Raw genomic sequence first — 24588 nt, 5'->3', positions numbered from 1 at the left:
CCTTTTTTGTGGCTTCACATTATCAGAAACGGTAGTTGAAGTTCGCGCCGTACAGCCAGGCTTTACCTTCTGATTTAAAGGTATACGGCCCTTCTGTAAATTCAACGTGCTGACCGTGCATATAAGACACACCGACGTCGACTGAGGCATCTTTATTAAAGGCGTAAGTCGTACCGGCGCTGAGCCACAGGCGATCCTGGTCCGGAATAGAGATAGAGCGATTGGAAGCCGGGACCGGGCTATCATCAAAGGCGATACCGGTACGGAAGGTCCAGTTATCGTCGTGGTAATAGGTCGTACCCAGCGCGATACGGTAGGAATCTTTAAAACCTTCGTCCTTGTAGAACAGCGTTTCCCCACCGCTGGTTTTGGTCGCTTTCAGCTCCTGGAACTGGCTCCAGCTGGTGTATGCCAGGCTGTAGTGAACGGCCCATTTTGGCGCCACGCGGTTATAACCTGATACTTCCCACATTTCTGGCAGATTCAACGTCAGAGAACCGCCAATCGTGGAGCCGCCGGTGCCGTACGGCAGGCCCAGGCCCAGAGCGGAGTTGATGGGGTTGAGGGAAGACGGCAGGCTGCTCTTGTAATCCCCGTCAAAATCAACTTTGACTTCAGAGCGGTAGGTTAAGCCGTAGCGGTTGTTTTTATCGACTTCATATAAAATACCGGCATTCCAGCCAAAGCCCCATTCATCACCCTTCAGACGAGCAATTTGGGTGTCGCGGCTGATACCGCCGGCCTGTTGACCGATGGCCGCAGCCTGAGCCGGGGAGAGTTTGCCGGCTTTCACCATTCCCGGTAGCTGTGCGCCGATAATTTCCGGTAAATCACCCGCATAGCGCTCTAATTTTGCTCGAGCGTACACGGCGTCAAAGCCCAGACCAAAACTCCAGTGGTCGTTGAGACGATAAGCACCGCTCAGGTTCAGGTTGAGCGTTTCGAGATCGGTGGTACCGCCCATCGAGCCCGCGGCAAAATCGTTGTTGAACTCGGTGGCTAAACCATAGTTAGAGGTCAGGGAAGCTCCCCAACCGAACTGGTCGTTAATCGGCGCCACGAAGTGCAGATTTGGCACCCATGCGGTAGGCGCAATATTGTCCTGACTGGCGTCATTACCGATAACTGAACTACCGGTGACGTTGACATCAGGATCGACGAAAATAGCGCCGCCGGAGAAGGTTGGACGGTCGAACATCATGATTAACGCCGGGTTACGACTGGCGTTTCCCGCATCATCAGCAATAGCGCCTTCACCTGAATAGGCGCGACCAAGGCCCGATGAAGAGAATTCGTTTAGCTGAAAGCCTGCTGACCAGGCCTGGGTTGAAACGAGTGCTACAGCCACTGCAAGGGCAGATTGGGTAAGGCGGGTTTTCTGGCTCATGCCCATAACCTCATAGAGTTATTTTTATTTAAACAATGTTACATGCTGTAACAGGAGCGCGAAGTGTAGGGTCTGCTTTACGACAGAGAAATCAGACCAGTGCGCTGAGTATAGGTCTGACCAGATGATATGTTGCAAGTTTGTTTATAAGTTTTTTCAATTGTGATCTAAGAAACGCGATCCAGTTGGCAAATTTGCCCGGGTACCTGTTACCCAAAGTAGGCGCTTTTTGTTTTGGATCATTTTTAAGTGTGATTTCGGTCACTTATCCCGTTTGTCGCCATTAACGACTGGAGGCAGGCATGCCCGGGGCGTAAAATACGCACATTATTTGTCTGGCACCTTGAGTGCATATACAGAGGAAATCTACGATGAGTAAATGCAGTGCTGATGAAACCCCGGTTTGCTGCTGTATGGATGTTGGCACCATTATGGACAACACCGATTGCACCGCCTCTTATAGCCGCGTGTTTGCGAACCGTGCCGAAGCCGAAGAAACGCTCGCCGCATTAAGCGAAAGAGCGCGTAACGTTGAATCAGAGCCGTGCAAAATCACCCCGACCTTTACCGACGTTGATGGCGGCGTGAAGCTGGATATCGATTTCGTGTTCAGCTGTGAAGCTGAAACCCTGATTTTCCAGCTCGGCTTGCGTTAATCCTTCCCTTAATGCCCCTCATGGCAGGGGCGTTACCTTTTCTAATCAATGTGTTTTGGCTCCCACTTTTTCGGTTCCCCGATTGGCTTAATGTAAAATATTAGTTAAAACTGTTATCAGGTCAGACCACTTTGTTTTATCGGTTAACAGGGGAGCGTTATGAGTCAGGCATTACCGCTAGTCACCCGCCAGGGCGATCGTATCGCGATAGTCAGCGGTTTACGTACTCCGTTTGCCCGACAGGCGACGGCTTTTCACGGCGTGCCGGCCGTTGATTTAGGTAAGCTGGTGGTCGGCGAAATGCTGGCTCGCAGCAATATCCCCGCGGACATAATAGACCAGCTGGTATTTGGCCAGGTGGTGCAGATGCCGGAAGCGCCGAACATCGCCCGGGAAATTGTGCTGGGGACCGGCATGAGCGTGCATACCGATGCCTACAGCGTCAGCCGCGCCTGTGCGACCAGCTTTCAGGCGGTGGCCAACGTCGCGGAAAGCCTGATGGCAGGCACTATTCGCGCGGGTATCGCCGGCGGAGCCGACTCCTCTTCCGTATTACCTATTGGCGTCAGCAAAAAACTCGCCCGAACGCTTGTTGATGCCAACAAAGCTCGCACCCTGGGACAGCGTCTGAAGCTATTTTCTCGGCTGCGTTTTCGCGACCTTCTGCCCGTACCGCCAGCGGTTGCCGAATACTCAACCGGCCTGCGGATGGGCGATACCGCCGAGCAGATGGCGAAAACGTGGGCTATCACGCGCGAACGGCAGGATGCGCTGGCGCTGCGTTCACACCAGCTTGCGGCCAGAGCCTGGGAGGAAGGTAAGCTCTCGGCAGAAGTGATGACGGCGTACACGCCGCCGTTCCGTGAGCCGCTGGAACAGGATAATAATATTCGTAAAAATTCAACCCTAGCGGATTACCAAAAGTTACGCCCGGCCTTCGATCGTCAACACGGGAGCGTAACCGCCGCGAACAGTACGCCGCTAACCGATGGGGCGGCGGCGGTGATCCTGATGACCGAATCCCGGGCTAAAGAGCTGGGCCTTGTTCCGCTGGGCTATCTGCGAAGCTACGCTTTCACCGCGATTGATGTTCGCCAGGATATGCTGCTGGGCCCGGCGTGGTCGACGCCGCTGGCGCTGGAAAGAGCGGGGCTGACGCTGGCTGATTTGACCCTGATTGATATGCATGAAGCTTTTGCCGCGCAAACGCTGGCCAACCTGCAATGTATGGCCAGCGATCGCTTTGCCCGCGAAGTGCTTGGCCGCTCTCAGGCTACCGGGGAAGTGGACGAGAGCAAATTTAATGTGCTTGGCGGCTCGATTGCCTACGGTCATCCCTTTGCCGCCACCGGCGCGCGGATGATTACCCAAACGCTGCATGAACTGCGGCGGCGCGGCGGCGGATTTGGTCTGGTCACCGCCTGCGCGGCGGGTGGGTTGGGTTCAGCGATGGTTCTGGAGGCCGAATAATGGAAACCGTATCGGCATTTACGCTTGAGGTTCGCCCGGACAATATCGCCGTCATCACCATTGACGCGCCCGGTGAAAAAATGAATACCCTGAAAGCTGAGTTCGCCAGCGAGGTACGGGGGATCATCCGCCAGATCCGCGACAATAAGGAGCTGCGCGGCGCGGTGTTTATCTCGGCAAAAGCGGATAACTTTATCGCCGGGGCGGATATCAATATGATTGCCCGCTGCCATTCCGCGCAGGAAGCGGAGGCGCTTGCCCGTCAGGGCCAGCAAATCATGGCCGAGATCCACGGTCTGTCGATTCCGGTGATTGCCGCTATCCACGGCGCATGCCTGGGCGGCGGCCTTGAACTGGCGCTGGCCTGCCACGGGCGGGTATGCAGCGATGACGATAAAACCCGGCTTGGCCTCCCGGAAGTACAGCTGGGGCTGCTGCCCGGCTCTGGCGGAACTCAGCGTCTACCACGATTAATTGGCGTCAGCGGCGCGCTGGAGATGATCCTGACCGGTAAGCAGCTTCGCCCGCGTCAGGCCCTGAAGGCAGGGCTGGTTGATGAGGTGGTGCCGCAGACTATCCTGCTGCAAACCGCGATTGAACTGGCGCTCAAAGGTCGCCCGGCAAGCCGCGCTGTTCCGGCGCGCGAACGTATTCTCGCAGGCCCGTTTGGCCGCAGCCTGCTGTTTCGTCTGGTCGCGAAAAAGACGCATCACAAAACCCAGGGGAACTACCCGGCAACTGAGCGCATTCTGCAGGTGATTGAAACCGGACTGGCGCAGGGCTGCAGCAGCGGATACGCCGAGGAGGCCCGCGCTTTTGGCGAGCTGGCGATGACGCCGCAATCGCAGGCGCTACGGTCGATTTTTTTCGCCAGCACCGATCTGAAAAAAGATCGCGGCGCGGATGCTGATCCCGTCGCGCTGCGCAGCGTGGGCATTCTGGGCGGAGGACTTATGGGGGGCGGTATTGCTTACGTCACCGCCTGCAAAGGCGGATTACCGGTACGCATAAAGGACATCCAGCCGCGCGGGATAAATCACGCGCTGAAGTACAGCTGGGAGCTGCTCGATAAACAGGTGCGTCGCCGCTATCTGCGCGCCAGCGAGCGCGATCGCCAGATGGGGTTAATATCCGGTTCGCTGGATTATCAGGGATTCGCACATCGCGATGTGGTGATCGAAGCGGTGTTTGAAGATCTTGCGCTCAAGCAGAAGATGGTCAGCGAAGTTGAACAGCACTGCCGCCCGGAGACGATCTTTGCTTCTAATACGTCGTCTTTACCGATCGGCGAGATCGCGGCGCATGCAAGCAGGCCGCAGCGGGTCATCGGGCTTCACTTCTTTAGCCCGGTAGACAAAATGCCGCTGGTGGAGGTGATTCCGCATAGTGGTACGGATCGGCAAACAATTGCGACGGCGGTTAAGCTGGCGAAACTGCAGGGTAAAACGCCGATTGTCGTCGCCGATAAAGCGGGCTTTTATGTTAACCGCATTCTGGCCCCCTACATAAATGAAGCCATGCGCCTGTTGATGGAAGGCGAGCCGGTAGAGCATATTGATAACGCTTTGGTTAAATTCGGTTTTCCGGTTGGCCCTATTCAGCTCCTTGATGAAGTGGGAATCGATACCGGTACCAAAATTATCCCGGTGCTGGAGGCCGCATGGGGAGATCGTTTTAGCCCGCCTGCAAACATCATTAGTTCGATTCTGAATGACGATCGCAAAGGGAGAAAAAATAACCGGGGTTTCTATCTTTATGCGGCAAAAGGGCGTAAAAGCAAAAAACGGCCCGATCCTGCGATCTACGCTTTACTGGGTATTTCCTCACCGCAGGCGCGCTTGTCCGCGCAGCAGGTGGCGGAACGCTGCGTGATGATGATGCTTAACGAAGCGGCGCGCTGCTTCGATGAGCGAGTGGTTCGCAGCGCCCGCGATGGTGATATCGGCGCCGTATTTGGCATTGGTTTTCCGCCGTTTCTTGGCGGCCCGTTCCGCTATATGGATACCCTGGGAGCGGGGGAGGTCGCCGCGATATTGCAGCGCCTGGCTGCTCAGTACGGCCCGCGCTTTACACCATGTGACACTTTGTTACACATGGCCGAGCAGGGGGCGACCTTTTGGCCCGCTGAGGAACGTACGACCTAAGTTGTGGTCAAAGAAGGTAAATCCGGTAATGAACGGCGCTGCGCTTTGGCGATTTTGTAAGCAATAGTTGACTATACTTACGCCATTGAGGTAAAAAACAGCGTTTCATTCGTTGAATGGATCAGGCACAATGCCCGGCCACCGGGTCACCTGCGTATCGTCTACGTGGGTAAGACCGCGGTGCTTCTGGTTAACAAAAGCGGTGCAATATGCAAGTTTTTATCATGCGTCACGGCGACGCTGCCCTCGATGCAGCCAGTGACTCGGTTCGTCCATTAACCGTCTGCGGTTGCGATGAGTCTCGTCAGATGGCTACCTGGCTGAAAGGTCAAAAAGTGGATATTGAGCGGGTTCTTGTGAGTCCCTACCTGCGTGCAGAACAGACGCTGGAAATTGTTGGGGAGTGCATGAATCTGCCAAAAGATGTCGACGTGATGCCGGAACTCACGCCGTGCGGCGACGTTGGCATGGTTAGCGCTTATCTGCAGGCGCTGGCGAATGAAGGTGTGGCGACGGCGCTGGTCGTGTCTCACCTCCCTCTGGTGGGGTACCTCGTCTCAGAGCTGTGCCCGGGGGAAACTCCCCCGATGTTCACCACTTCGGCGATTGCCTGCGTCACGCTTGATGCCAGCGGCAAAGGCGAATTCAACTGGCAAATGAGCCCCTGCAATTTGAAGATGGCGAAGGCTATCTGATTCCCTCCGGGGCTGACGTTTACGGAAGCTCCGGCGGTTGCCACTCTTCAACTTCAATCAGAACCAGCAGTGCGGCGTCTCCGCCGTACTCTTTTGGTGCCTGATGAAACGCCATAATATGCGGGTGCTGGGCCAGCCACAGCGGCGTTTGCTGTTTGAGAATATGCTTTCCATGCCCGTGCATCACGCAGGCGCAGAATACGTGCTCGCGACGGCAGGCGGCAATCAAGGCTCCCAGTTCCTGCTTGGCCTGCTGCTGGGTTAAACCGTGCAGGTCGAGAAACAGCTCCGGCGAATAATCACCCCGACGCAGTTTTTTCAGCTCAAAATGGCTGACGTCCGAACGCACATACTTAACCGACCCTTCGGTATTCAGCAGCGGCTGAAACTCATCGGAAAAATAGTGGCTGTTATCCGCCTGCTCCTGGAGCAGCCGCTTGGGCGGTACTTCAGCGATTTTTTTACGCTGCGGGCGATGAACGATGGTGTCCTGCTTAATCTGACGCGTGCCGGTCATCAGCTGCCGGAACAATGCCTGATCCTCCTCGCTTAGCGATGTTTTCTTTTTCATTACCTGATCTCATTTTTTCTTTGCCGGTAGTTTACCCGACTCGCCACGCATCCAGGCAAGGAAAACCTATTTTTCCCCCTCAGCCTGACGTAAGAATGCTGATTTATCCCCGTCTTCGTGGCAAACTAGCCGCCGAATTTATAGCAGAGCGTGCCCTGGGGGATAGCGTGGATAAAATTTTTGTTGATGAAGCCGTTAATGAGCTTCATACCATTCAGGACATGCTGCGTTGGGCGGTAAGCCGCTTCAGCGCTGCAAATATCTGGTACGGACACGGCACCGATAACCCGTGGGATGAAGCCGTACAGCTGGTGATGCCTTCACTGTATCTGCCGCTTGATATTCCGGAAGATATGCGTACCGCGCGTCTGACTTCCAGCGAAAAACATCGCATCGTTGAGCGCGTCATTCGTCGTATTAACGAGCGCATTCCGGTCGCTTATTTGACCAACAAAGCCTGGTTCTGCGGCCATGAGTTTTACGTCGATGAACGCGTGCTGGTACCGCGCTCGCCGATTGGCGAACTCATTAACAACCATTTTTCCGGCCTGATTGACCACTATCCGCAGCACATCCTTGATATGTGCACCGGCAGCGGCTGTATCGCTATCGCCTGCGCTTACGCTTTCCCGGAAGCGGAAGTCGATGCGGTGGATATTTCCCCTGACGCACTGGCCGTTACCGAGCAGAACGTGGAAGATCACGGCTTAATTCATAACGTTACGCCGATTCGCTCCGATCTGTTCCGCGATCTGCCGAAGGTGCAATACGATCTGATCGTGACCAATCCGCCGTACGTCGATGAAGAAGATATGTCCGACCTGCCGGGTGAATATCGCCATGAACCGGTCCTGGGGCTGGCTTCCGGTAGCGATGGTCTGAAGTTAACCCGCCGGATCCTCGCCTGCGCGCCGGATTATCTCAGCGATGACGGTATCCTGATTTGTGAAGTCGGTAACAGCATGGTACATCTGATGGAGCAATATCCTGACGTGCCATTTACCTGGCTGGAGTTTGAAAACGGCGGCGATGGCGTCTTTATGCTGACTAAACCGCAGCTGATTGCCGCCCGCGCGCATTTCGGTATTTATAAAGACTAAAACAACACGCAAACATAACGACAAAAACGGAGCCGTGATGGCAGGAAACACAATTGGACAACTCTTTCGCGTCACGACGTTCGGCGAGTCGCATGGCCTGGCGCTGGGCTGCATCGTTGACGGCGTGCCGCCAGGCATTCCGCTAACCGAAGCCGATCTCCAGCACGATCTCGATCGCCGTCGTCCGGGAACCTCACGCTATACCACCCAGCGCCGCGAGCCGGACCAGGTGAAGATCCTTTCCGGCGTATTCGAGGGGGTGACCACCGGGACCAGCATTGGCCTGCTGATTGAGAATACCGACCAGCGTTCTCAGGACTACGGCGCCATTAAGGACGTTTTCCGCCCGGGACACGCTGACTACACCTACGAGCAGAAATATGGCCTGCGCGACTATCGCGGCGGCGGTCGTTCCTCTGCGCGTGAAACCGCCATGCGCGTGGCCGCAGGGGCGATTGCCAAGAAATTCCTCGCCGCGAAATTTGGTATTGTGATTCGCGGTTGCCTGACCCAGATGGGCGATATCCCGCTGGCGATAAAAGCGTGGGATCAGGTAGAGCAGAACCCGTTCTTCTGCCCGGATCCGGACAAAATCGAAGCGCTTGATGAACTGATGCGCGGCCTGAAAAAAGAGGGCGACTCCATCGGGGCGAAGGTCACCGTGGTGGCCGATGGCGTACCGCCGGGACTGGGCGAGCCGGTATTCGACCGTCTCGATGCCGATATCGCGCACGCGCTGATGAGCATCAATGCGGTGAAGGGCGTGGAAATTGGCGATGGTTTTGAGGTGGTGAAGCTGCGCGGCAGCGAAAACCGCGATGAAATTACCAAAGCGGGCTTCCAGAGCAACCACGCGGGCGGCATTCTCGGCGGCATTAGCAGCGGTCAGCAGATCGTGGCGAATATCGCGCTGAAGCCGACCTCCAGCATCACCGTCCCGGGTCACACGATCAATCGCTTTGGCGAAGAAGTTGAGATGATCACCAAAGGGCGTCACGATCCTTGCGTCGGTATTCGTGCGGTACCTATTGCCGAAGCGATGCTGGCGATCGTGTTAATGGATCACTTTATGCGTCAGCGCGCGCAAAATGGCGACGTGACGACATCAATTCCACGCTGGTCATAGATGAAAAACACCGTTATCGCACTGCTGGCGCTCCTCGCCAGCGGTACCAGCCTGGCGGCGACGCCGTGGCAGAAAATCACGCAGCCCGTTAGCGGCAGCCCGCAGTCCATCGGCGCGTTTGCCAATGGCTGTATAGTTGGCGCGCAGGCGCTGCCGTTAAACGCCACCGGCTATCAGGTGATGCGTACCGATCAGAACCGCTACTTCGGCCATCCGGACCTCGTGCAGTTTATTCAGCGTCTGAGCAATCAGGCGCACAATAAAGGCATGGGAACGGTGCTGATTGGCGACATGGGTATGCCGGCCGGTGGACGCTTTAACGGCGGCCACGCCAGCCATCAGTCCGGACTGGACGTCGATATTTTTCTTCAGCTGCCGCAGGCGCGCTGGAGTTCAGCTCAACTGCTGAAGCCGCAGGCGCTGGACCTGGTGGCCCGCGACGGCAAACGCGTAGTGCCGTCGCTGTGGAGCCCGCAAATCAGCCAGCTGATTAAGATGGCGGCGCAAGATAGCGACGTTACGCGTATTTTCGTCAACCCGGCGATTAAGCAGCAGCTGTGCCTGGATGCCGGTAGCGATCGCGACTGGCTACGCAAAGTTCGCCCATGGTTCCAGCACCGAGCGCATATGCACGTGCGCCTGCGCTGCCCGGCCGGCAGCCTCGAGTGTGAAGACCAGGCCCCGCCTCCGGCGGGCGATGGCTGCGGTGCGGAATTGCAAAGCTGGTTTGAACCCCCTAAGCCAGGATCAACCCCTCCTGTGAAGAAGACGCCGCCTCCGCTGCCGCCTTCCTGCCAGGCGCTACTGGATGAGCATATTCTTTAATGGATAGTTTTATCGACGTTTTTATGGTGTCACCGACGGTACTGGTCGTACTGTTTTTCGTGGCCATTCTGGCGGGATTTATCGATTCACTGGCGGGCGGCGGCGGGTTATTGACCGTCCCGGCCCTGATGGCGGCGGGTCTTCCCCCTGCGCAGGCGCTGGCAACGAATAAGCTGCAGGCCTGCGGCGGGTCGCTGTCCGCCTCGCTTTATTTCATCCGCCGCAAGGTGGTGAATCTGGCCGACCAGAAGCTCAATATTCTGATGACCTTTCTCGGCTCGACGGGCGGCGCGCTGCTGGTCCAGCACGTCCAGTCCGATATTCTCAAGCAGATACTGCCAATCCTGGTTATCGGCATTGGCCTCTATTTTCTGCTGATGCCGAAGCTCGGCGAAGAGGACCGGCAGCGACGTCTGTATGGTCTGCCGTTTGCCCTGGTGGCTGGTGGCTGCGTCGGTTTTTACGACGGTTTCTTTGGTCCGGGCGCCGGATCTTTTTACGCGCTGGCTTTCGTCACCCTCGCGGGGTTCAATCTGGCGAAATCGACCGCGCATGCAAAATTGCTTAACGCGACGTCTAACGTTGGCGGCCTGCTGTTGTTTATTATTGGCGGCAAGGTGATATGGGCTACCGGCTTTGTGATGCTGGCCGGGCAATTTATCGGCGCCCGCGCGGGATCGCGGCTGGTACTGAGCAAAGGACAGTCACTGATTCGACCGATGATCGTCGTGGTGTCGGCGGTGATGAGTGCAAAACTGCTTTATGACAGCCATGGACAGGAGTTCCTCCAGTGGCTGGGGATGAACTAATGAACAGCACGCATAAATATGAACAGCTGATCGAAATCTTCGACGGCTGTTTTGCTGAAGATTTTAATACCCGTCTGATTAAAGGCGATGACGAACCGATCTATCTTCCGGCAGATGATGACGTGCCTTACAACCGTATCGTCTTTGCCCACGGCTTTTACGCCAGCGGACTGCACGAGATATCGCACTGGTGCATTGCCGGGAAGGCGCGACGTGAGCTGGTAGATTTCGGTTACTGGTACTGCCCGGACGGTCGCGACGCGATGACCCAGTCTCAATTTGAAGACGTTGAGGTGAAGCCTCAGGCGTTTGACTGGCTGTTTTGCGTGGCGGCGGGATACCCATTTAACGTCAGCTGCGACAACCTGGAAGGGGATTTTGAGCCCGACCGGATCGCTTTTCAGCGGCGCGTGCATGCCCAGGTGATGACCTATCTGGAGCAGGGGATCCCTGAGCGTCCCGCGCGTTTCATTCAGGCGCTGCAAGAATATTACCAAACGCCGCCCTTGACGGCAGAACAGTTCCCGTGGCCGGAAGACCTGCACTAAGGCCACACTTTACATACTATGAGGAAAGAAGATGATCGCGGAGTTTGAATCACGCATTCTGGCGTTAATTGATGATATGGTCGACCACGCCAGTGATGACGAACTGTTTGCCGGCGGTTATCTGCGCGGCCACCTGACGCTGGCGGTGGCCGAGCTGGAAGGAGAGGGCGAGCATACTGCGCAAGCGGTACATGACAAGGTATCCCGGAGCCTGGAAAAAGCCATCAGCGCGGGCGAACTGTCGCCGCCGGATCAGGTTCTGGTGCAGGAAATGTGGAACAGTTTGTACCAGAAGGCGATGCAGAAATAGTTCTGCCCTCCGCCAAAGCCCGGCATTCGCTCAGCCGGGCTCTATTTCCCGCAATTATTTCACCGCTTTCCCTTTCAGCAGTTTTCTTACCCACAGCCGGTTAGGATTCAGCGCCGCCAGCGTTTCTTTATCCATAGGTAATGGCTCATTGCTCATTTGCGACGCCAGAATTTCAGCCGCCAGCGGCGCGGAGCACAGGCCGCGCGAGCCCAGAGCTCCCAGCATATACAGGTTGCGGTAAACCGGCGCTTCTCCGGCCTGCTCCTGACGTTCAGCCAGAGAGGCATATTCGCGTAAGGTGGCCTCATAATCAGGTACGCTGCCGACCATCGGCAAATGATCGCGGGTTGCGCAGCGCACGCCGCTGCGGGCCTGATTAGCGCTCACGTCTACCTCCCGCGTCCATTCCGCCTGCGGGAAACAGTCAATCAGGCGCTGGCGATTCTGCTGCTGATCCTCGGCGCTAAACGCGGCCTCTGCCTGTCCGCGGTGGTAGCTTGCGCCAATGCAGTGTTGCTGATTATGCGGGTTTTGCGGCGTCAGGTAGCCGTTGTAGCACAGGACCTGGCGCAATTTCGATAGCCCTGGCGTCGTCGGAATATGGCTAACCTGACCGGCAACCGGATACATGGGAAGATGCTCCGTCTGGCTAAAGCGGGTCAGCTGATGGCCGTTGGCCAGCACCACGACCTCGTGGTACTGCCGCTGGTTTAATTGCCAGCCGTTGTTGTCTGCGCTGAGCTCCGTGACCGGATAATCGTAGCGCACGCGCAATCCGCGAGTGGCGGCGAGGGCCAGCAGTTCAGCGGTTAACTGCTGCGGACAAAGCCAGCCGCCGGCAGGATAGGCGATGCCCCCGCAGCCGGTTTCCACACCGGTTTGTTGCGCAGTGGTTCGGGCGTCCACGGCGACGGCGATTTCCGGCGGCAGGTTAAGCGCAATCATCTGGGCGATTTTCTGCGCGCTTTTCGTATCCCAGCCCAGCTGCGTCACGCCGCACCAGTCATGATCGAACATCACCGGCAGAGCGTCATACACGCGGCGGGCGAAAGTAAATGCCGCCGGGAAGAAGCGGGCCAGGGCGGGATCGTGCTGGCTGAGCAGCGGATAGAGCGCGCCCTGGCGGTTTCCGGATGCGCCTTCAGCCGGCGCGCTGTCGGCGCAGTATAACGTTACCTGCCATCCGCGGCGCAGCAGCGCCAGCGCGAGCAGGGCGCTGGCGATCCCCCCGCCGATAATCGCGGCATCGCGCTGTTCCGTACCGCTGCGGGCAAACCACGGCGCGCGCGCGGGGATCTCCGGCGTTTCACGCATTTCGCCGGTCAGCATTTCGCGCTTGCGGCCAAAACCCTTGCGCTTCTGCATGCTGAAACCGGCCTCCTGCAGGCCGCGGCGCACAAAGCCGGCGGAGGTGAATGTGGCCAGGGTACCGCCGGGTCTTGCCAGACGAGCCATCGCCGCAAACAGCTCCGCCGTCCACATGTCCGGGTTTTTTGCCGGGGCAAAGCCATCAAGAAACCAGGCGTCCACCTGCTGATTAAGCGAATCATCGAGCTCGTTGGTCAGTTCATTAATATCGCCAAACCACAAATCCAGCGTGACCCGCCCTTCATCCAGCAGCAGACGATGGCAGCCCGCGATGGGCAGAGGCCACTGCGCCTGCAGCTGCTCGGCCCAGGTTGCAAGCTCCGGCCAGCGCTGGTGGGCAAGGCGCAGGTCCTCCGCTTTCAGCGGAAATTTTTCGAAACTGATGAAATGTAATCTTTGCAGGGTAGCTTCTGGATTATCGCGGTGAAAAACGTCAAACGCCTGCCACAGCGTGAGGAAATTCAGGCCGGTACCGAACCCGCTTTCGGCAACCACAAAGAACGGCCGTGCATGCTCAGGGAAGCGTTCCCTGAGCTGGTTTCCGTCGAGGAAAACGTAGCGCGTCTCTTCCAGACCGTTGTCATTGGAAAAGTAGACATCGTCAAAATCTCGGGAAACAGGTGTACCCTCAGCGTTGAATTCCAGGTTGGCGGGTTGTATGGCGTTTTGTTTCACGTAAGTTACTCGAATCACAAGGCGTAGAACGATCTTAACGATGTGTGCCTGAGGGCGCAAATTTATACACAAATTGGCTGATCGGACTTGTTCGGCGTACAAGTGTACGCTATTGTGCGACTCGAAACTTAATATAGTGCGACTTACAGAGGTATTGAATGAAACGTGCAGTGATTACTGGCCTGGGCATCGTTTCCAGTATTGGTAATAACCAGCAGGAAGTCCTGGCATCTCTGCGTGAAGGACGCTCCGGGATCACTTTCTCTGAAGAGTTTAAAGATTCAGGAATGCGCAGCCACGTATGGGGCAACGTCAAACTGGACACCACCGGCTTGATCGACCGTAAAGTGGTTCGTTTCATGAACGATGCCTCTATCTATTCCTATCTTTCCATGCAGCAGGCAATTGAAGATGCTGGCCTGAAAGATGAAGTCTATCAGCAAAACCCGCGCGTGGGCCTGATTGCCGGTTCTGGCGGTTCTTCTAAATCTCAGGTTTTCGGCGCTGATGCAATGCGCAGCCCGCGCGGTCTGAAAGCGGTTGGCCCCTACGTGGTGACCAAAGCGATGGCGTCCGCGGTATCCGCTTGCCTTGCAACACCGTTCAAAATCTACGGCGTGAACTACTCCATCAGCTCCGCCTGTGCGACTTCCGCACACTGCATCGGTAACGCTGTTGAACAAATCCAGCTGGGCAAACAGGACATCGTGTTTGCCGGCGGCGGCGAAGAGCTGTGCTGGGAAATGGCGTGTGAATTCGACGCGATGGGCGCGCTGTCCACCAAATACAACGAAACGCCAGAAAAAGCGTCTCGTACCTATGACACCCACCGTGATGGTTTCGTTATCGCGGGCGGCGGCGGTATGGTTGTGGTTGAAGAGCTGGAACATGCTCTGGCGCGCGGCGCGCACATCTATGCTGAAATCGTTGGCTACGGCGCAACGTCCGATGGCGCAGACATGGTTGCCCCGTCCGGTGAAGGCGCGGTTCGCTGCATGAAGATGGCGATGGACGGCGTTGATACGCCGATTGACTACCTGAACTCCCACGGTACTTCTACCCCGGTAGGCGATGTGAAGGAGCTGGGGGCGATTCGTGAAGTCTTCGGTGATAACAGCCCGGCGATCTCCGCGACCAAAGCGATGACCGGCCACTCCCTGGGCGCCGCTGGCGTACAGGAAGCTATCTACTCCCTGCTGATGCTGGAACACGGCTTTATTGCGCCGAGCATCAACATCGAAGAGATGGACGAGCAGGCAGCCGGCCTGAATATCGTGACCGAGCCGACCGAACGCGCGCTGACGACCGTGATGTCTAACAGCTTCGGCTTTGGCGGGACTAACGCCACGCTGGTCATGCGCAAATACCGCGCATAACGAACACGCTTTACAAGGGGAGCCAACGGGCTCCCTTTTTTGTATTCTTGACAGACCCCCGGGAGAAAAGGCAAACTCCTGGCACAACATTATTCTCTCAGATAATGCGTAAGCGTTTAACGTCATCCAACGCGCCTTAACCCTGATAATCAGGTGGAGAGGGCGTGGTCTCACCTCGCCTTACTCTGCGAACTGGAGTAAAGCATGTCCGCAGTCACTGAAACAAAACGCACTCCTTCAGCGAATGGTTCGCTGTTTCGGATCACGTTCGCCGTTTTTCTCACCTATATGACCGTCGGCCTGCCGCTACCGGTTATCCCTTTGTTTGTCCATCAGGAACTGGGATTTGGCAATACCATGGTTGGCGTCGCCGTCGGTATCCAGTTTCTGGCGACCGTATTAACCCGCGGCTATGCCGGCCGCCTTGCCGATCAGTACGGCGCCAAACGCTCTGTCCTGCAGGGGATGTTGGCCTGCGCGCTGGCGGGGGGCGCCTGGCTGTGCGCCGCGCTGCTGCCGGTGCCGGTCATGGCGAAGTTTGGCCTGCTGGTGCTTGGCCGTCTGATCCTGGGTTTTGGTGAAAGCCAGCTGCTCACCGGTAATTTAAGCTGGGGGATGGGGCTGGTGGGGCCCATGCGCTCCGGTAAAGTCATGTCGTGGAACGGTATGGCGATATACGGCTCTCTGGCGGCCGGGGCGCCGCTGGGGCTGCTGATCTACAGCCATTACGGCGTCGCGGCGCTGGCCTGCGTCACCATGGTGCTGCCGTTAGTGGCCTGGGCGATTAACGGCACGGTGCGTAAAATTCCTGCTCACGGCGGCGAGCGGCCGTCGCTGTGGGGCGTGGTGGGAATGATCTGGCGGCCCGGTATCGGTCTTGGCCTTCAGGGCGTCGGCTTCGCGGTAATTGGCACATTTGTCTCTTTGTATTTCGCCAGCAACGGCTGGGCGATGGCCGGTTTTACGCTGACCGCGTTTGGCGGGGCGTTTGTCCTGATGCGCGTACTGTTTGGCTGGATGCCGGACCGCTTCGGTGGGGTGAAAGTGGCCATCGTTTCGCTGCTGATTGAAGCGATAGGCCTGGCGCTGCTCTGGCAGGCGCCCAATGCCTGGATCGCGCTGGCGGGGGCGGCGCTCACCGGCTGCGGATGCTCGCTTATCTTCCCGGCGCTGGGCGTCGAGGTCGTGAAGCGGGTACCGCCGCAGGTACGAGGAACGGCGCTTGGCGGCTATGCCGCGTTTCAGGATATCTCTTACGGCGTCACCGGCCCGCTTACCGGGCTGCTGGCGACGTCGTTAGGCTACTCTTCCGTCTTCCTGGCCGCGGCAATATGCGCCGTGCTGGGGATCCTGGTTAGCCTGGTGTCGCTGCGTAAGTAGCGCTTCATTCGGCCCGGCATGCGGGCCGATGATATCTCCTTAAATCACCAGCCACAGCAGGGCAAGCACCACGATAGCTGCCAGCGCGATAACCCACGGTTTTTTCAATACCAGCCACGGTGAGGCGGGAGGCGCCTGAACCGGCGGGATCGCCAGCGTCTCCTGGGCTCTGGCGACCCTGAGCACGAAAATTTTGTTGAGCAGCGTCAGCAACTGCGCCGCGCTGAGCGGCGTTTGCGCCGTCGCGTGCCAGTGGGTTTGGGCAAAATCCATCACTCTTTGCCATTCCGCGGCTTCAAGCGGCTGTTTTAATGCGGCCTGCAGCGAGGTTAGCGTCGGTGCAGCCTGCGAACTGAGCGTTTGCCGGGCATGTAGCCAGTACGAGAGGGGAGTGAAGTGGGTCGCCGGGATCAGCTCTCCGCTCTTGACGCCGCTTAGCTCCAGCATGGATTGCCAGATAAGCTTGCTGGACTCGCCGGTGGCCGCCGCGAGTTTGGTCACCTGCTGATTGAGCGTGTTGTGCTCCGCGGGCAGCAGCGGACGATGCGTTGGCGGGCGCTGCTGCGGCTGAGGAATCGAGAGCTGGCCGCTTTGCAGGAGCTGCAGAACATTCTCCAGCTGCGGCTGGGACAAGGCATGCAGGGCGGTTTGACCGTCATGCTGACGAATATAATCGCTGACCGCCTGGCGATTGTTGCCCTGATTCAGCAGCTCGCTCAGCTGCGCCAGGATTTGCCGACGGTGATGATTTTGCTGGGCGAGGATTAGGCGCTGGTTCAGGCTGTTCTCGGCGGCGGCAAAATGGCTTGCCAGCAGCGGCGCGTCGTTTTTCAGGCTCAGATCGTGTTTTACGCAGGCCCACACTTCCGCATTTTGCTGGGATGTTAAAGCCACCAGGCGCGTAATGAGCCGCTCAAGCGCGGTACGCTGCTGAGTGGTGAGCGGAGGTTCGCCTGAGCCCGGAGGGCGATCGGACATACCTGAAACGGGTTGCGTCATGATTAATCCTTTGCGTATTGCTGTACTAAATTACTGTACTAAGGGCCGGGTGGTGATGTTCCTGGCGGGCAGATTATGGCACACTTCCCCGGTTTACTCTCGCTCTCAGACAGGTACTGAACCGTGAAAATCCTCGTTGATGAAAATATGCCCTATGCGCGCGAGCTTTTTAGCCGCCTGGGGGAAGTGAAGGCCGTTGCAGGTCGCCCTGTCCCGGTTGAAGCGCTAAATGACGCCGATGCGCTGATGGTGCGATCCGTCACCAAAGTTAACGAAGCGCTACTTTCTGGCAAAGCGATCAAATTTGTTGGCACCGCGACGGCGGGTACCGATCATGTCGATCAGGCGTGGCTACAGCAGGCGGGAATCGGTTTTTCCGCGGCGCCGGGCTGCAACGCTATCGCGGTGGTGGAATATGTGTTTTCCGCGCTGCTCATGCTGGCCGAGCGTGACGGTTTTGCGCTGGCCGACCGTACCGTCGGGATCGTGGGCGTCGGCAACGTGGGCGGGCGTCTGCAAAAACGCCTTGAGGCGCTGGGAATCAAAACGCTGCTCTGCGATCCGCCGCGCGCCGATCGCGGCGACGAGGGGGATTTCCGCTCTCTTGACGAGCTGGTGCAGGACGCGGACATTTTGACGTTCCATACCCCGCTCTATAAGGAAGGGCAGTACAAGACGCTGCACCTGGCGGATGAGGCGCTGATTCGCCGCCTGAAGCCGGGGACGATTTTAATCAACGCCTGCCGTGGTCCGGTGGTGGATAACGCCGCGCTGCTGCAGCAGCTGCAGGCCGGGCAGGCATTAAGCGTGGTGCTGGATGTCTGGGAGCCGGAGCCGGATCTGAATACCGAATTGCTCAAGCGGGTGGATATTGGTACGCCGCATATTGCCGGCTATACCCTTGAAGGCAAAGCGCGCGGTACGACGCAGGTTTTTGAGGCCTACAGCGCGTTTATTGGTCATCCACAGCAGGTGGCGCTGGACACGTTGCTACCGGCGCCGGAGTTTGGCCGCATTACGCTGCACGGGCCGCTCGATCAGGCAACGCTAAAACGGCTGGCGCATTTGGTGTATGATGTGCGCCGCGATGATGCGCCGCTGCGAAAAGTCGCGGGCGCTGCGGGCGAGTTCGACAAACTGCGCAAAAATTATCAGGAACGCCGTGAATGGTCTTCGCTGTACGTACAGTGCAGCGATGCGCAGGCGGCGACGCTGTTGCGCCAGCTGGGCTTTAACGCCGTTCATCATCCTGTTCGTTAATATCATCTTAATGCTCCTGCTGGATAATCCGGCAGGGCCGCTTTTTTCTGGAGTACACCACCATGTCTGAAGGCTGGAATATTGCCGTACTGGGCGCAACGGGCGCCGTAGGCGAAGCCCTGTTCGAAACGCTTGCCGATCGTCAGTTCCCGGTGGGGGATATTTATGCGCTGGCGCGTAGCGATAGCGCCGGTGAACATCTGCGTTTTTCGGGCAAGTCGGTTATCGTTCAGGATGCGGCGGAATTTGACTGGACCCAGGCCCAGCTGGCCTTTTTTGCCGCCGGTGTAGAGGCCTCCGCCGCGTATATCGAAGACGCCACTAACGCGGGCTGCCTGGTGATTGATTTAAGCGGTCTGTTTGCGCTGGAGCCGGACGTGCCGCTGGTGGTGCCGGATGTTAACCCGTTCGTACTGGCGGATTACCGCAATCGCAACGTTATCTCGGTCGCGAATAGCCTGACCAGCCAGCTGCTGTCGGCGTTGAAACCGTTGATCGATCGGGGCGGCCTGGCGCGTATCAGCGTGACCAGCCTGCTTTCCGCTTCCGCTCACGGTAAAAAAGCGGTCGATGCCCTCGCGGGGCAGAGCGCCAAATTGCTTAACGGTATTCCGATCGACGAAGATGATTTCTTCGGTCGTCAGCTGGCGTTCAATATGCTGCCGCTGCTGCCCGATCGTGAAGGAAGCGTGCGTGAAGAGCGCCGTATCGTCGATGAGGTCCGCAAAATCCTGCAGGATGATGGCCTGATGATCTCCGCAAACGTCGTTCAGTCGCCGGTGTTTTACGGCCATGCGCAGATGGTGAGTTTTGAAGCGCAGCGTCCGCTGGCCGCCGAAGAAGCGCGCGATGCCTTTAGCCTTGGCGAAGATATCGAACTGTCCGAAGAGGGCGAGTTCCCGACGCAGGTCGGCGATGCTTCCGGTAACGCCCGCCTCTCCGTCGGCTGCGTGCATAACGACTACGGTATGCCTGAGCAGGTGCAGTTCTGGTCCGTCGCCGATAACGTCCGTTTTGGCGGCGCGCTGATGGCGGTGAAAATCGCTGAGAAGCTGGTTCAGGAGTATTTGTACTGATGTCTGAGATGGAGCAGCCGCCGGTCTACAAAATCGCGCTGGGCATCGAATACGATGGCAGCAAGTACTACGGCTGGCAGCGGCAGAACGAAGTCCGCAGCGTACAGGAGAAGCTGGAAAAGGCGCTCTCGCAGGTAGCGAACGAGCCTGTTAACGTTTTTTGCGCGGGCCGTACGGATGCCGGCGTTCACGGTACCGGTCAGGTCGTGCATTTTGAAACCCGCGCGCAGCGTCAGGATGCCGCATGGACGCTGGGCGTAAATGCGAATTTGCCCGGCGACATTGCGGTGCGCTGGGTAAAGCCGGTTCCACCGGATTTTCATGCCCGCTTCAGCGCCACGGCGCGTCGCTATCGTTATGTTATCTATAATCATCGTCTGCGGCCGGCGGTATTGAGCCGCGGCGTAACCCATTATTACCTCCCGCTGGATGCGGAGCGGATGCAGCGCGCCGCTCAGTGTCTGCTGGGAGAGAATGATTTCACCTCGTTTCGTGCGGTACAGTGCCAGTCGCGCACGCCGTGGCGCAACGTGATGCATATTAACGTCACCCGTTATGGTGCATATGTGGTGGTGGACATCAAAGCGAATGCCTTTGTACATCATATGGTAAGGAACATTGTCGGCAGTCTGATGGAAGTAGGTGCCGGTAACCAGCCAGAGAGCTGGATTGCAGAACTTCTGGCGGCAAAAGACAGGACGCTTGCCGCCGCAACGGCAAAGGCGGAAGGATTGTATCTGGTGTCGGTGGACTATCCGGCCCGCTACGACCTCCCGGTCATGCCGATGGGCCCGCTGTTTCTGGCGGACTAACCGGGTTATTAAGGGCTAACGCAAACTATGGACCTGATTCACTTTTTAATTGATTTTATCCTGCATATTGATGTGCATCTGGCTGAGCTGGTCGCGGAGTACGGCATTTGGGTATACGCGATTTTATTCTTGATTCTGTTCTGCGAAACCGGCCTGGTGGTCACGCCGTTCCTGCCGGGGGATTCGCTGCTGTTTGTGGCAGGCGCGCTCTCCGCGCTGCCGACCAACGATCTCAACGTGCATTTAATGGTGCTGCTGATGGTCATTGCCGCGATTGTTGGCGATGCCTTGAACTACACGATTGGCCGGCTGTTTGGCGAAAAGCTCTTCAGTAATCCCAATTCGAAAATTTTCCGCCGCAGCTACCTGGATAAGACCCATAGCTTCTACGAACGCCACGGCGGTAAGACCATCATCCTGGCCCGTTTCGTGCCGATCGTCAGAACGTTTGCGCCGTTTGTGGCGGGAATGGGGCATATGTCCTATCGTCATTTTGCGATGTATAACGTTGTTGGCGCGCTGCTGTGGGTACTGTTATTTACCTACGCGGGTTATCTGTTCGGCGATTTGCCGATCGTCCAGGAAAACCTTAAGCTGCTGATCGTGGCGATTATCGTCCTGTCCGTATTGCCGGGCGTGATTGAAGTCATCCGCCACAAGCGGGCGGCGGCGAAACAGGCGAAATAACGCGGCGACGATCTTCGGGCGGTATGCCGCCGCCCGAAGAGTGAAGTGTGAGCGGTTCGACCACTTTTTTATCCCATGTTACGGGATGTTATGATTTAATGTGCAACATTCATGGTCTGTGAGGGGCAAAAATGGCATTATGCGCCCCTTGCGACAAAACTGGCATCGACCAGGTTCAGGTAGAAAGGTTATCAATGAGCTGGATTGAACGAATTAAAAGCAATATAACCCCCACCCGTAAGGCAAGTATCCCTGAAGGTGTATGGACCAAGTGCGACAGCTGCGGTCAGGTATTGTACCGCGCAGAGCTGGAGCGCAACCTGGAGGTTTGCCCTAAGTGCGATCACCACATGCGTATGTCGGCGCGCAACCGCCTGCATAGCCTGCTGGACGAAGGTTCCCTCGTGGAGCTGGGAAGCGAGCTCGAGCCGAAAGATGTGCTGAAGTTCCGCGATTCGAAAAAGTATAAAGACCGTCTGGCGTCCGCCCAGAAAGAGACCGGCGAAAAAGACGCGCTGGTGGTCATGAAAGGCACCCTGCATGATATGCCGGTTGTTGCCGCCGCTTTCGAATTCTCCTTTATGGGTGGGTCGATGGGCTCCGTGGTCGGCGCGCGCTTTGTTCGCGCGGTTGAGCAGGCTCTGGAAGACAACTGCCCGCTGATTTGCTTCTCCGCATCCGGCGGCGCCCGTATGCAGGAAGCGCTGATGTCGCTGATGCAGATGGCGAAAACCTCCGCTGCGCTGGCGAAAATGCAGGAGCGCGGCTTGCCGTATATCTCCGTGCTGACCGACCCAACCATGGGCGGCGTGTCTGCGAGCTTTGCGATGCTGGGCGATCTCAACATCGCTGAGCCAAAAGCGCTGATCGGCTTTGCCGGCCCCCGCGTTATCGAGCAGACCGTTCGCGAGAAGCTGCCGCCGGGATTCCAGCGCAGCGAGTTCCTGATTGAGAAAGGGGCGATCGACATGATCGTACGCCGCCCGGAAATGCGTCTGAAGCTGGCCAGCATTCTGGCGAAGCTGATGAACCTTCCGGCGCCAAATCCGGAACCTGCTCACGAAGGTGAGGTGGTGCCACCGGTACCGGATCAGGAACCAGAGGCCTGATAATGCAGAGGGCAGGCCTGACGGCGCTGCCCTTTTTTTTACGCGTAGTTATCCTAACTCTTGCCGGACATCATGGAAAAACAACCTATTCCTCAGGCCACGTCGCCCCTGGCTACGTGGCTTTCTTATCTGGAACATCTGCACAGCAAAACTATCGATCTCGGGCTGGCGCGCGTCAGCGAGGTCGCGCAGCGGATGGCGGTAATGAAACCTGCGCCGTTTGTCTTTACGGTGGCGGGGACCAACGGCAAAGGCACCACCTGCCGTACCCTGGAGTCGGTGCTGATGGCGGCGGGCTATAAGGTTGGCGTTTACAGTTCGCCGCATCTGGTGCGCTACACAGAGCGGGTGCGGGTGCAGGGCGAAGAACTGGCGGAGCTCGCGCATACGACCTCTTTTGCCGAAATTGAAGCCGCGCGCGGCGAGATTTCCCTGAGCTATTTCGAGTTTGGCACCCTCTCCGCGCTGTGGCTGTTTCAGCAGGCGCGGCTGGATGTGGTGATTCTTGAGGTGGGCCTGGGCGGTCGCCTGGATGCGACCAATATCGTCGATGCTGACGTGGCGGTGGTGACCAGTATTGCCCTCGACCATACCGACTGGCTGGGGCCCGATCGCGAAAGCATCGGCCGCGAAAAGGCGGGGATTTTCCGCCCTGGTAAACCGGCTGTCGTCGGCGAACCCGATATGCCGTTGACCATTGCTGAGGTGGCGAGCGAAAAAGGGGCGCGGCTCCTGCGCCGTGACGTTGACTGGCAGTATGACGCCAGTGAACAAGGCTGGTCTTTCCGCGATCGTCAGGGGGCGTTAAGCGATCTGCCGCTGCCGCAGATCCCGCTGCCGAATGCGGCAACGGCGATTGCGGCCTTGCGCGCCAGCGGGCTTAAGGTAAGCGAGCAGGCGTTGCGCGATGGCGTTCAAAACGCGATGCTGCCGGGGCGTTTCCAGATAATCAGCGATGCTCCCCGGACGATCCTGGATGTTGCCCATAATCCGCATGCGGCGGCCTATCTCGCCGGGCGTCTCAAAACCTTATCGAAAACGGGGCGCGTGCTGGCGGTTATTGGTATGCTGCATGACAAGGATATTGCAGGAACGCTGGCAAATTTGCAGGCCGAAGTTGACGACTGGTACTGCGCGCCGCTGGAAGGGCCGCGCGGAGCCACGGCGGAGCAGCTGCTGGAACATTTGCGCGCAGGTAAAGTCTATACTAGCGTCGCTGAGGCGTGGCATGCCGCGATGGCGGACGCCGGGCCTGAAGATACGGTGCTGGTGTGTGGTTCATTCCATACGGTGGCGCATGTAATGGAAGAAATAGACGCGGGGAGAATCGGTGGCGAGTAAGTTTCAGAACCGTTTAGTCGGGACGATTGTGCTGGTGGCGCTGGGGGTGATTATCCTGCCAGGGCTGCTGGATGGTCAGAAAAAACATTATCAGGATGAGTTTGCCGCCATTCCGCTGGTGCCAAAACCGGGGGATCGCGATGAGCCGGATATGCTGCCAGCGGCGACCCAGGCGCTGCCTTCGCAGCCTCCTGAAGGGGCGGCGGAAGAGGTGAGGGCCGGCGATGCCGCTGCGCCATCGCTGGATCCGTCGCGGATACCGGTGAACAACAACAGTTTTGATGTGGTGCAGGAGCCGGTGGTCGCACCGAAACCACAGCCGAAACCTCAGCCGAAGCCGGTAGAGAAGCCGCAACCGCAACCACAGCAGCAGGTTGCGGCGCAGACGCCGCCGCCTAAACCGCAGCAGCAGGCTGAAATTCCGGCACCGACCGGTAAAGCCTATGTGGTGCAGCTTGGGGCGCTGAAGAACGCCGATAAGGTCAACGAGATTGTCGGTAAGCTGCGCGCTTCCGGCTTTAAAGTTTACACGTCGCCTTCGACGCCGGTGCAGGGTAAAATTACCCGTATTCTCGTGGGGCCGGATACCTCGAAGGATAAGCTGAAAGGTCAGCTTGGTGAGCTGAAGCAGCTTTCGGGACTTAGCGGCGTGGTCATGGGCTACAGCCCGAACTAACTCTCTCTTTTTTAAAGGAGTAGAGTGCTGAAACCCCTGTCTGACGCGCTCTGAAGAGGCGAAAGACAGTATGGCGTTGAATGTTTTTTCAGCGCCATTTTTATTTCTGTAGGGCACGGAAATCCCTACGCAAACGTTTTCTTTTTCTGTTAGAATGCGCCCCGAACCGGACGACAGGGCGTAAAATC

At 57.6% G+C, this 24588-nt stretch carries 23 protein-coding genes; 19 read left to right on the top strand and 4 right to left on the bottom strand.

Features of this window, described 5'->3' with window-relative positions; translation table 11 throughout:
• Positions 1-22 precede the first annotated feature (22 nt).
• Positions 23-1387, bottom strand: a complete 1365-nt coding sequence (gene fadL, locus ABLU87_RS08940) for a long-chain fatty acid transporter FadL (protein WP_014839142.1) — start codon at positions 1385-1387, stop codon at positions 23-25.
• Between the two features lie 371 nt (positions 1388-1758).
• Between fadL and ABLU87_RS08935 the strand changes: the two genes are divergently transcribed.
• The 4 genes from ABLU87_RS08935 to sixA all read left to right on the top strand — a co-directional run bounded on the left by ABLU87_RS08935 (position 1759) and on the right by sixA (position 6352).
• Positions 1759-2043: a DUF406 family protein gene (locus ABLU87_RS08935; RefSeq protein ID WP_014230287.1), complete on the top strand. Its 285-nt coding sequence runs from the start codon at positions 1759-1761 to the stop codon at positions 2041-2043.
• A 159-nt stretch (positions 2044-2202) separates the two neighbouring features.
• On the top strand, positions 2203-3513 hold the full coding sequence (gene fadI / locus ABLU87_RS08930; RefSeq protein WP_025106653.1) for an acetyl-CoA C-acyltransferase FadI: 1311 nt from the start codon (positions 2203-2205) through the stop codon (positions 3511-3513).
• The gene (gene fadJ, locus ABLU87_RS08925) at positions 3513-5657 is read left to right on the top strand and encodes a fatty acid oxidation complex subunit alpha FadJ (RefSeq protein ID WP_128334606.1); all 2145 of its coding nucleotides are present in this window, start codon (positions 3513-3515) and stop codon (positions 5655-5657) included. Before fadI ends, fadJ begins: the two co-directional genes overlap by 1 nt.
• A gap of 209 nt (positions 5658-5866) precedes the next feature.
• The gene (gene sixA / locus ABLU87_RS08920) at positions 5867-6352 is read left to right on the top strand and encodes a phosphohistidine phosphatase SixA (RefSeq protein WP_014230284.1); all 486 of its coding nucleotides are present in this window, start codon (positions 5867-5869) and stop codon (positions 6350-6352) included.
• A 19-nt stretch (positions 6353-6371) separates the two neighbouring features.
• Here the strand turns inward: sixA and smrB are convergent, their stop codons facing one another.
• On the bottom strand, positions 6372-6923 hold the full coding sequence (gene smrB, locus ABLU87_RS08915) for an endonuclease SmrB (protein WP_004123257.1): 552 nt from the start codon (positions 6921-6923) through the stop codon (positions 6372-6374).
• Between the two features lie 167 nt (positions 6924-7090).
• Here smrB and prmB point away from each other — a divergent pair, with 167 nt between their 5' ends.
• Genes prmB through ABLU87_RS08885 form a run of 6 tightly spaced genes read left to right on the top strand, consistent with a single transcriptional unit; the run spans position 7091 to position 11641 of the window.
• Positions 7091-8023 carry a 50S ribosomal protein L3 N(5)-glutamine methyltransferase gene (gene prmB / locus ABLU87_RS08910; RefSeq protein WP_009652591.1) on the top strand — a complete coding sequence of 311 codons (933 nt, stop codon included), beginning with the start codon at positions 7091-7093 and terminating at the stop codon, positions 8021-8023.
• A 37-nt stretch (positions 8024-8060) separates the two neighbouring features.
• Positions 8061-9149, top strand: a complete 1089-nt coding sequence (gene aroC, locus ABLU87_RS08905; RefSeq protein ID WP_014230282.1) for a chorismate synthase — start codon at positions 8061-8063, stop codon at positions 9147-9149.
• The gene (mepA, locus tag ABLU87_RS08900; RefSeq protein WP_032750757.1) at positions 9150-9974 is read left to right on the top strand and encodes a penicillin-insensitive murein endopeptidase; all 825 of its coding nucleotides are present in this window, start codon (positions 9150-9152) and stop codon (positions 9972-9974) included.
• On the top strand, positions 9974-10783 hold the full coding sequence (locus ABLU87_RS08895; protein WP_014230280.1) for a sulfite exporter TauE/SafE family protein: 810 nt from the start codon (positions 9974-9976) through the stop codon (positions 10781-10783). The genes mepA and ABLU87_RS08895 overlap by 1 nt, the downstream gene beginning before the upstream one ends.
• Complete coding sequence (locus ABLU87_RS08890) at positions 10783-11331, top strand: elongation factor P hydroxylase (RefSeq protein WP_014230279.1); 549 nt, start codon at positions 10783-10785, stop codon at positions 11329-11331. Before ABLU87_RS08895 ends, ABLU87_RS08890 begins: the two co-directional genes overlap by 1 nt.
• Before the next feature lie 31 nt (positions 11332-11362).
• Positions 11363-11641: a YfcL family protein gene (locus ABLU87_RS08885; protein WP_014230278.1), complete on the top strand. Its 279-nt coding sequence runs from the start codon at positions 11363-11365 to the stop codon at positions 11639-11641.
• 54 nt (positions 11642-11695) lie between these two features.
• Here ABLU87_RS08885 and mnmC read toward each other — a convergent pair whose 3' ends face one another.
• Complete coding sequence (gene mnmC, locus ABLU87_RS08880) at positions 11696-13684, bottom strand: bifunctional tRNA (5-methylaminomethyl-2-thiouridine)(34)-methyltransferase MnmD/FAD-dependent 5-carboxymethylaminomethyl-2-thiouridine(34) oxidoreductase MnmC (RefSeq protein WP_049082448.1); 1989 nt, start codon at positions 13682-13684, stop codon at positions 11696-11698.
• A 158-nt stretch (positions 13685-13842) separates the two neighbouring features.
• Here mnmC and fabB point away from each other — a divergent pair, with 158 nt between their 5' ends.
• Both fabB and ABLU87_RS08870 read left to right on the top strand, forming a co-directional pair.
• On the top strand, positions 13843-15060 hold the full coding sequence (fabB, locus tag ABLU87_RS08875; protein ID WP_014230276.1) for a beta-ketoacyl-ACP synthase I: 1218 nt from the start codon (positions 13843-13845) through the stop codon (positions 15058-15060).
• A gap of 204 nt (positions 15061-15264) precedes the next feature.
• A complete protein-coding gene (locus ABLU87_RS08870) occupies positions 15265-16440 on the top strand; it encodes an MFS transporter (RefSeq protein ID WP_032750755.1) in 1176 nt (391 codons plus the stop codon).
• A 39-nt stretch (positions 16441-16479) separates the two neighbouring features.
• On the opposite strand, the gene flk is transcribed toward ABLU87_RS08870, so the two are convergent.
• Complete coding sequence (flk, locus tag ABLU87_RS08865) at positions 16480-17439, bottom strand: flagella biosynthesis regulator Flk (protein ID WP_025106658.1); 960 nt, start codon at positions 17437-17439, stop codon at positions 16480-16482.
• A gap of 123 nt (positions 17440-17562) precedes the next feature.
• Between flk and pdxB the strand changes: the two genes are divergently transcribed.
• The 7 genes from pdxB (at position 17563) to dedD (ending at position 24400) form a co-directional block, all read left to right on the top strand.
• Positions 17563-18699, top strand: coding sequence for a 4-phosphoerythronate dehydrogenase PdxB (pdxB, locus tag ABLU87_RS08860; protein WP_047723153.1), 1137 nt, complete (start codon positions 17563-17565; stop codon positions 18697-18699).
• A gap of 62 nt (positions 18700-18761) precedes the next feature.
• Positions 18762-19775 carry an aspartate-semialdehyde dehydrogenase gene (locus ABLU87_RS08855; RefSeq protein ID WP_004852895.1) on the top strand — a complete coding sequence of 338 codons (1014 nt, stop codon included), beginning with the start codon at positions 18762-18764 and terminating at the stop codon, positions 19773-19775.
• Positions 19775-20587: a tRNA pseudouridine(38-40) synthase TruA gene (gene truA / locus ABLU87_RS08850; protein ID WP_064374504.1), complete on the top strand. Its 813-nt coding sequence runs from the start codon at positions 19775-19777 to the stop codon at positions 20585-20587. The genes ABLU87_RS08855 and truA overlap by 1 nt, the downstream gene beginning before the upstream one ends.
• 27 nt (positions 20588-20614) lie before the next feature.
• Positions 20615-21274: a DedA family protein gene (locus ABLU87_RS08845; protein ID WP_004123217.1), complete on the top strand. Its 660-nt coding sequence runs from the start codon at positions 20615-20617 to the stop codon at positions 21272-21274.
• Positions 21275-21468: 194 nt separating this feature from the next.
• Positions 21469-22383, top strand: coding sequence for an acetyl-CoA carboxylase, carboxyltransferase subunit beta (gene accD, locus ABLU87_RS08840; protein ID WP_004870882.1), 915 nt, complete (start codon positions 21469-21471; stop codon positions 22381-22383).
• A 72-nt stretch (positions 22384-22455) separates the two neighbouring features.
• Positions 22456-23724, top strand: a complete 1269-nt coding sequence (folC, locus tag ABLU87_RS08835) for a bifunctional tetrahydrofolate synthase/dihydrofolate synthase (RefSeq protein WP_128334604.1) — start codon at positions 22456-22458, stop codon at positions 23722-23724.
• Positions 23714-24400 carry a cell division protein DedD gene (dedD, locus tag ABLU87_RS08830; protein WP_014839134.1) on the top strand — a complete coding sequence of 229 codons (687 nt, stop codon included), beginning with the start codon at positions 23714-23716 and terminating at the stop codon, positions 24398-24400. Before folC ends, dedD begins: the two co-directional genes overlap by 11 nt.
• The last annotated feature ends 188 nt before the right edge of the window (positions 24401-24588 follow it).

The organism is Klebsiella sp. CB_Kp196, assembly GCF_040061575.1.
In the GTDB taxonomy this organism is placed as follows: domain Bacteria; phylum Pseudomonadota; class Gammaproteobacteria; order Enterobacterales; family Enterobacteriaceae; genus Klebsiella; species Klebsiella michiganensis.
This window is presented reverse-complemented; position numbering and strand designations above follow the sequence as displayed.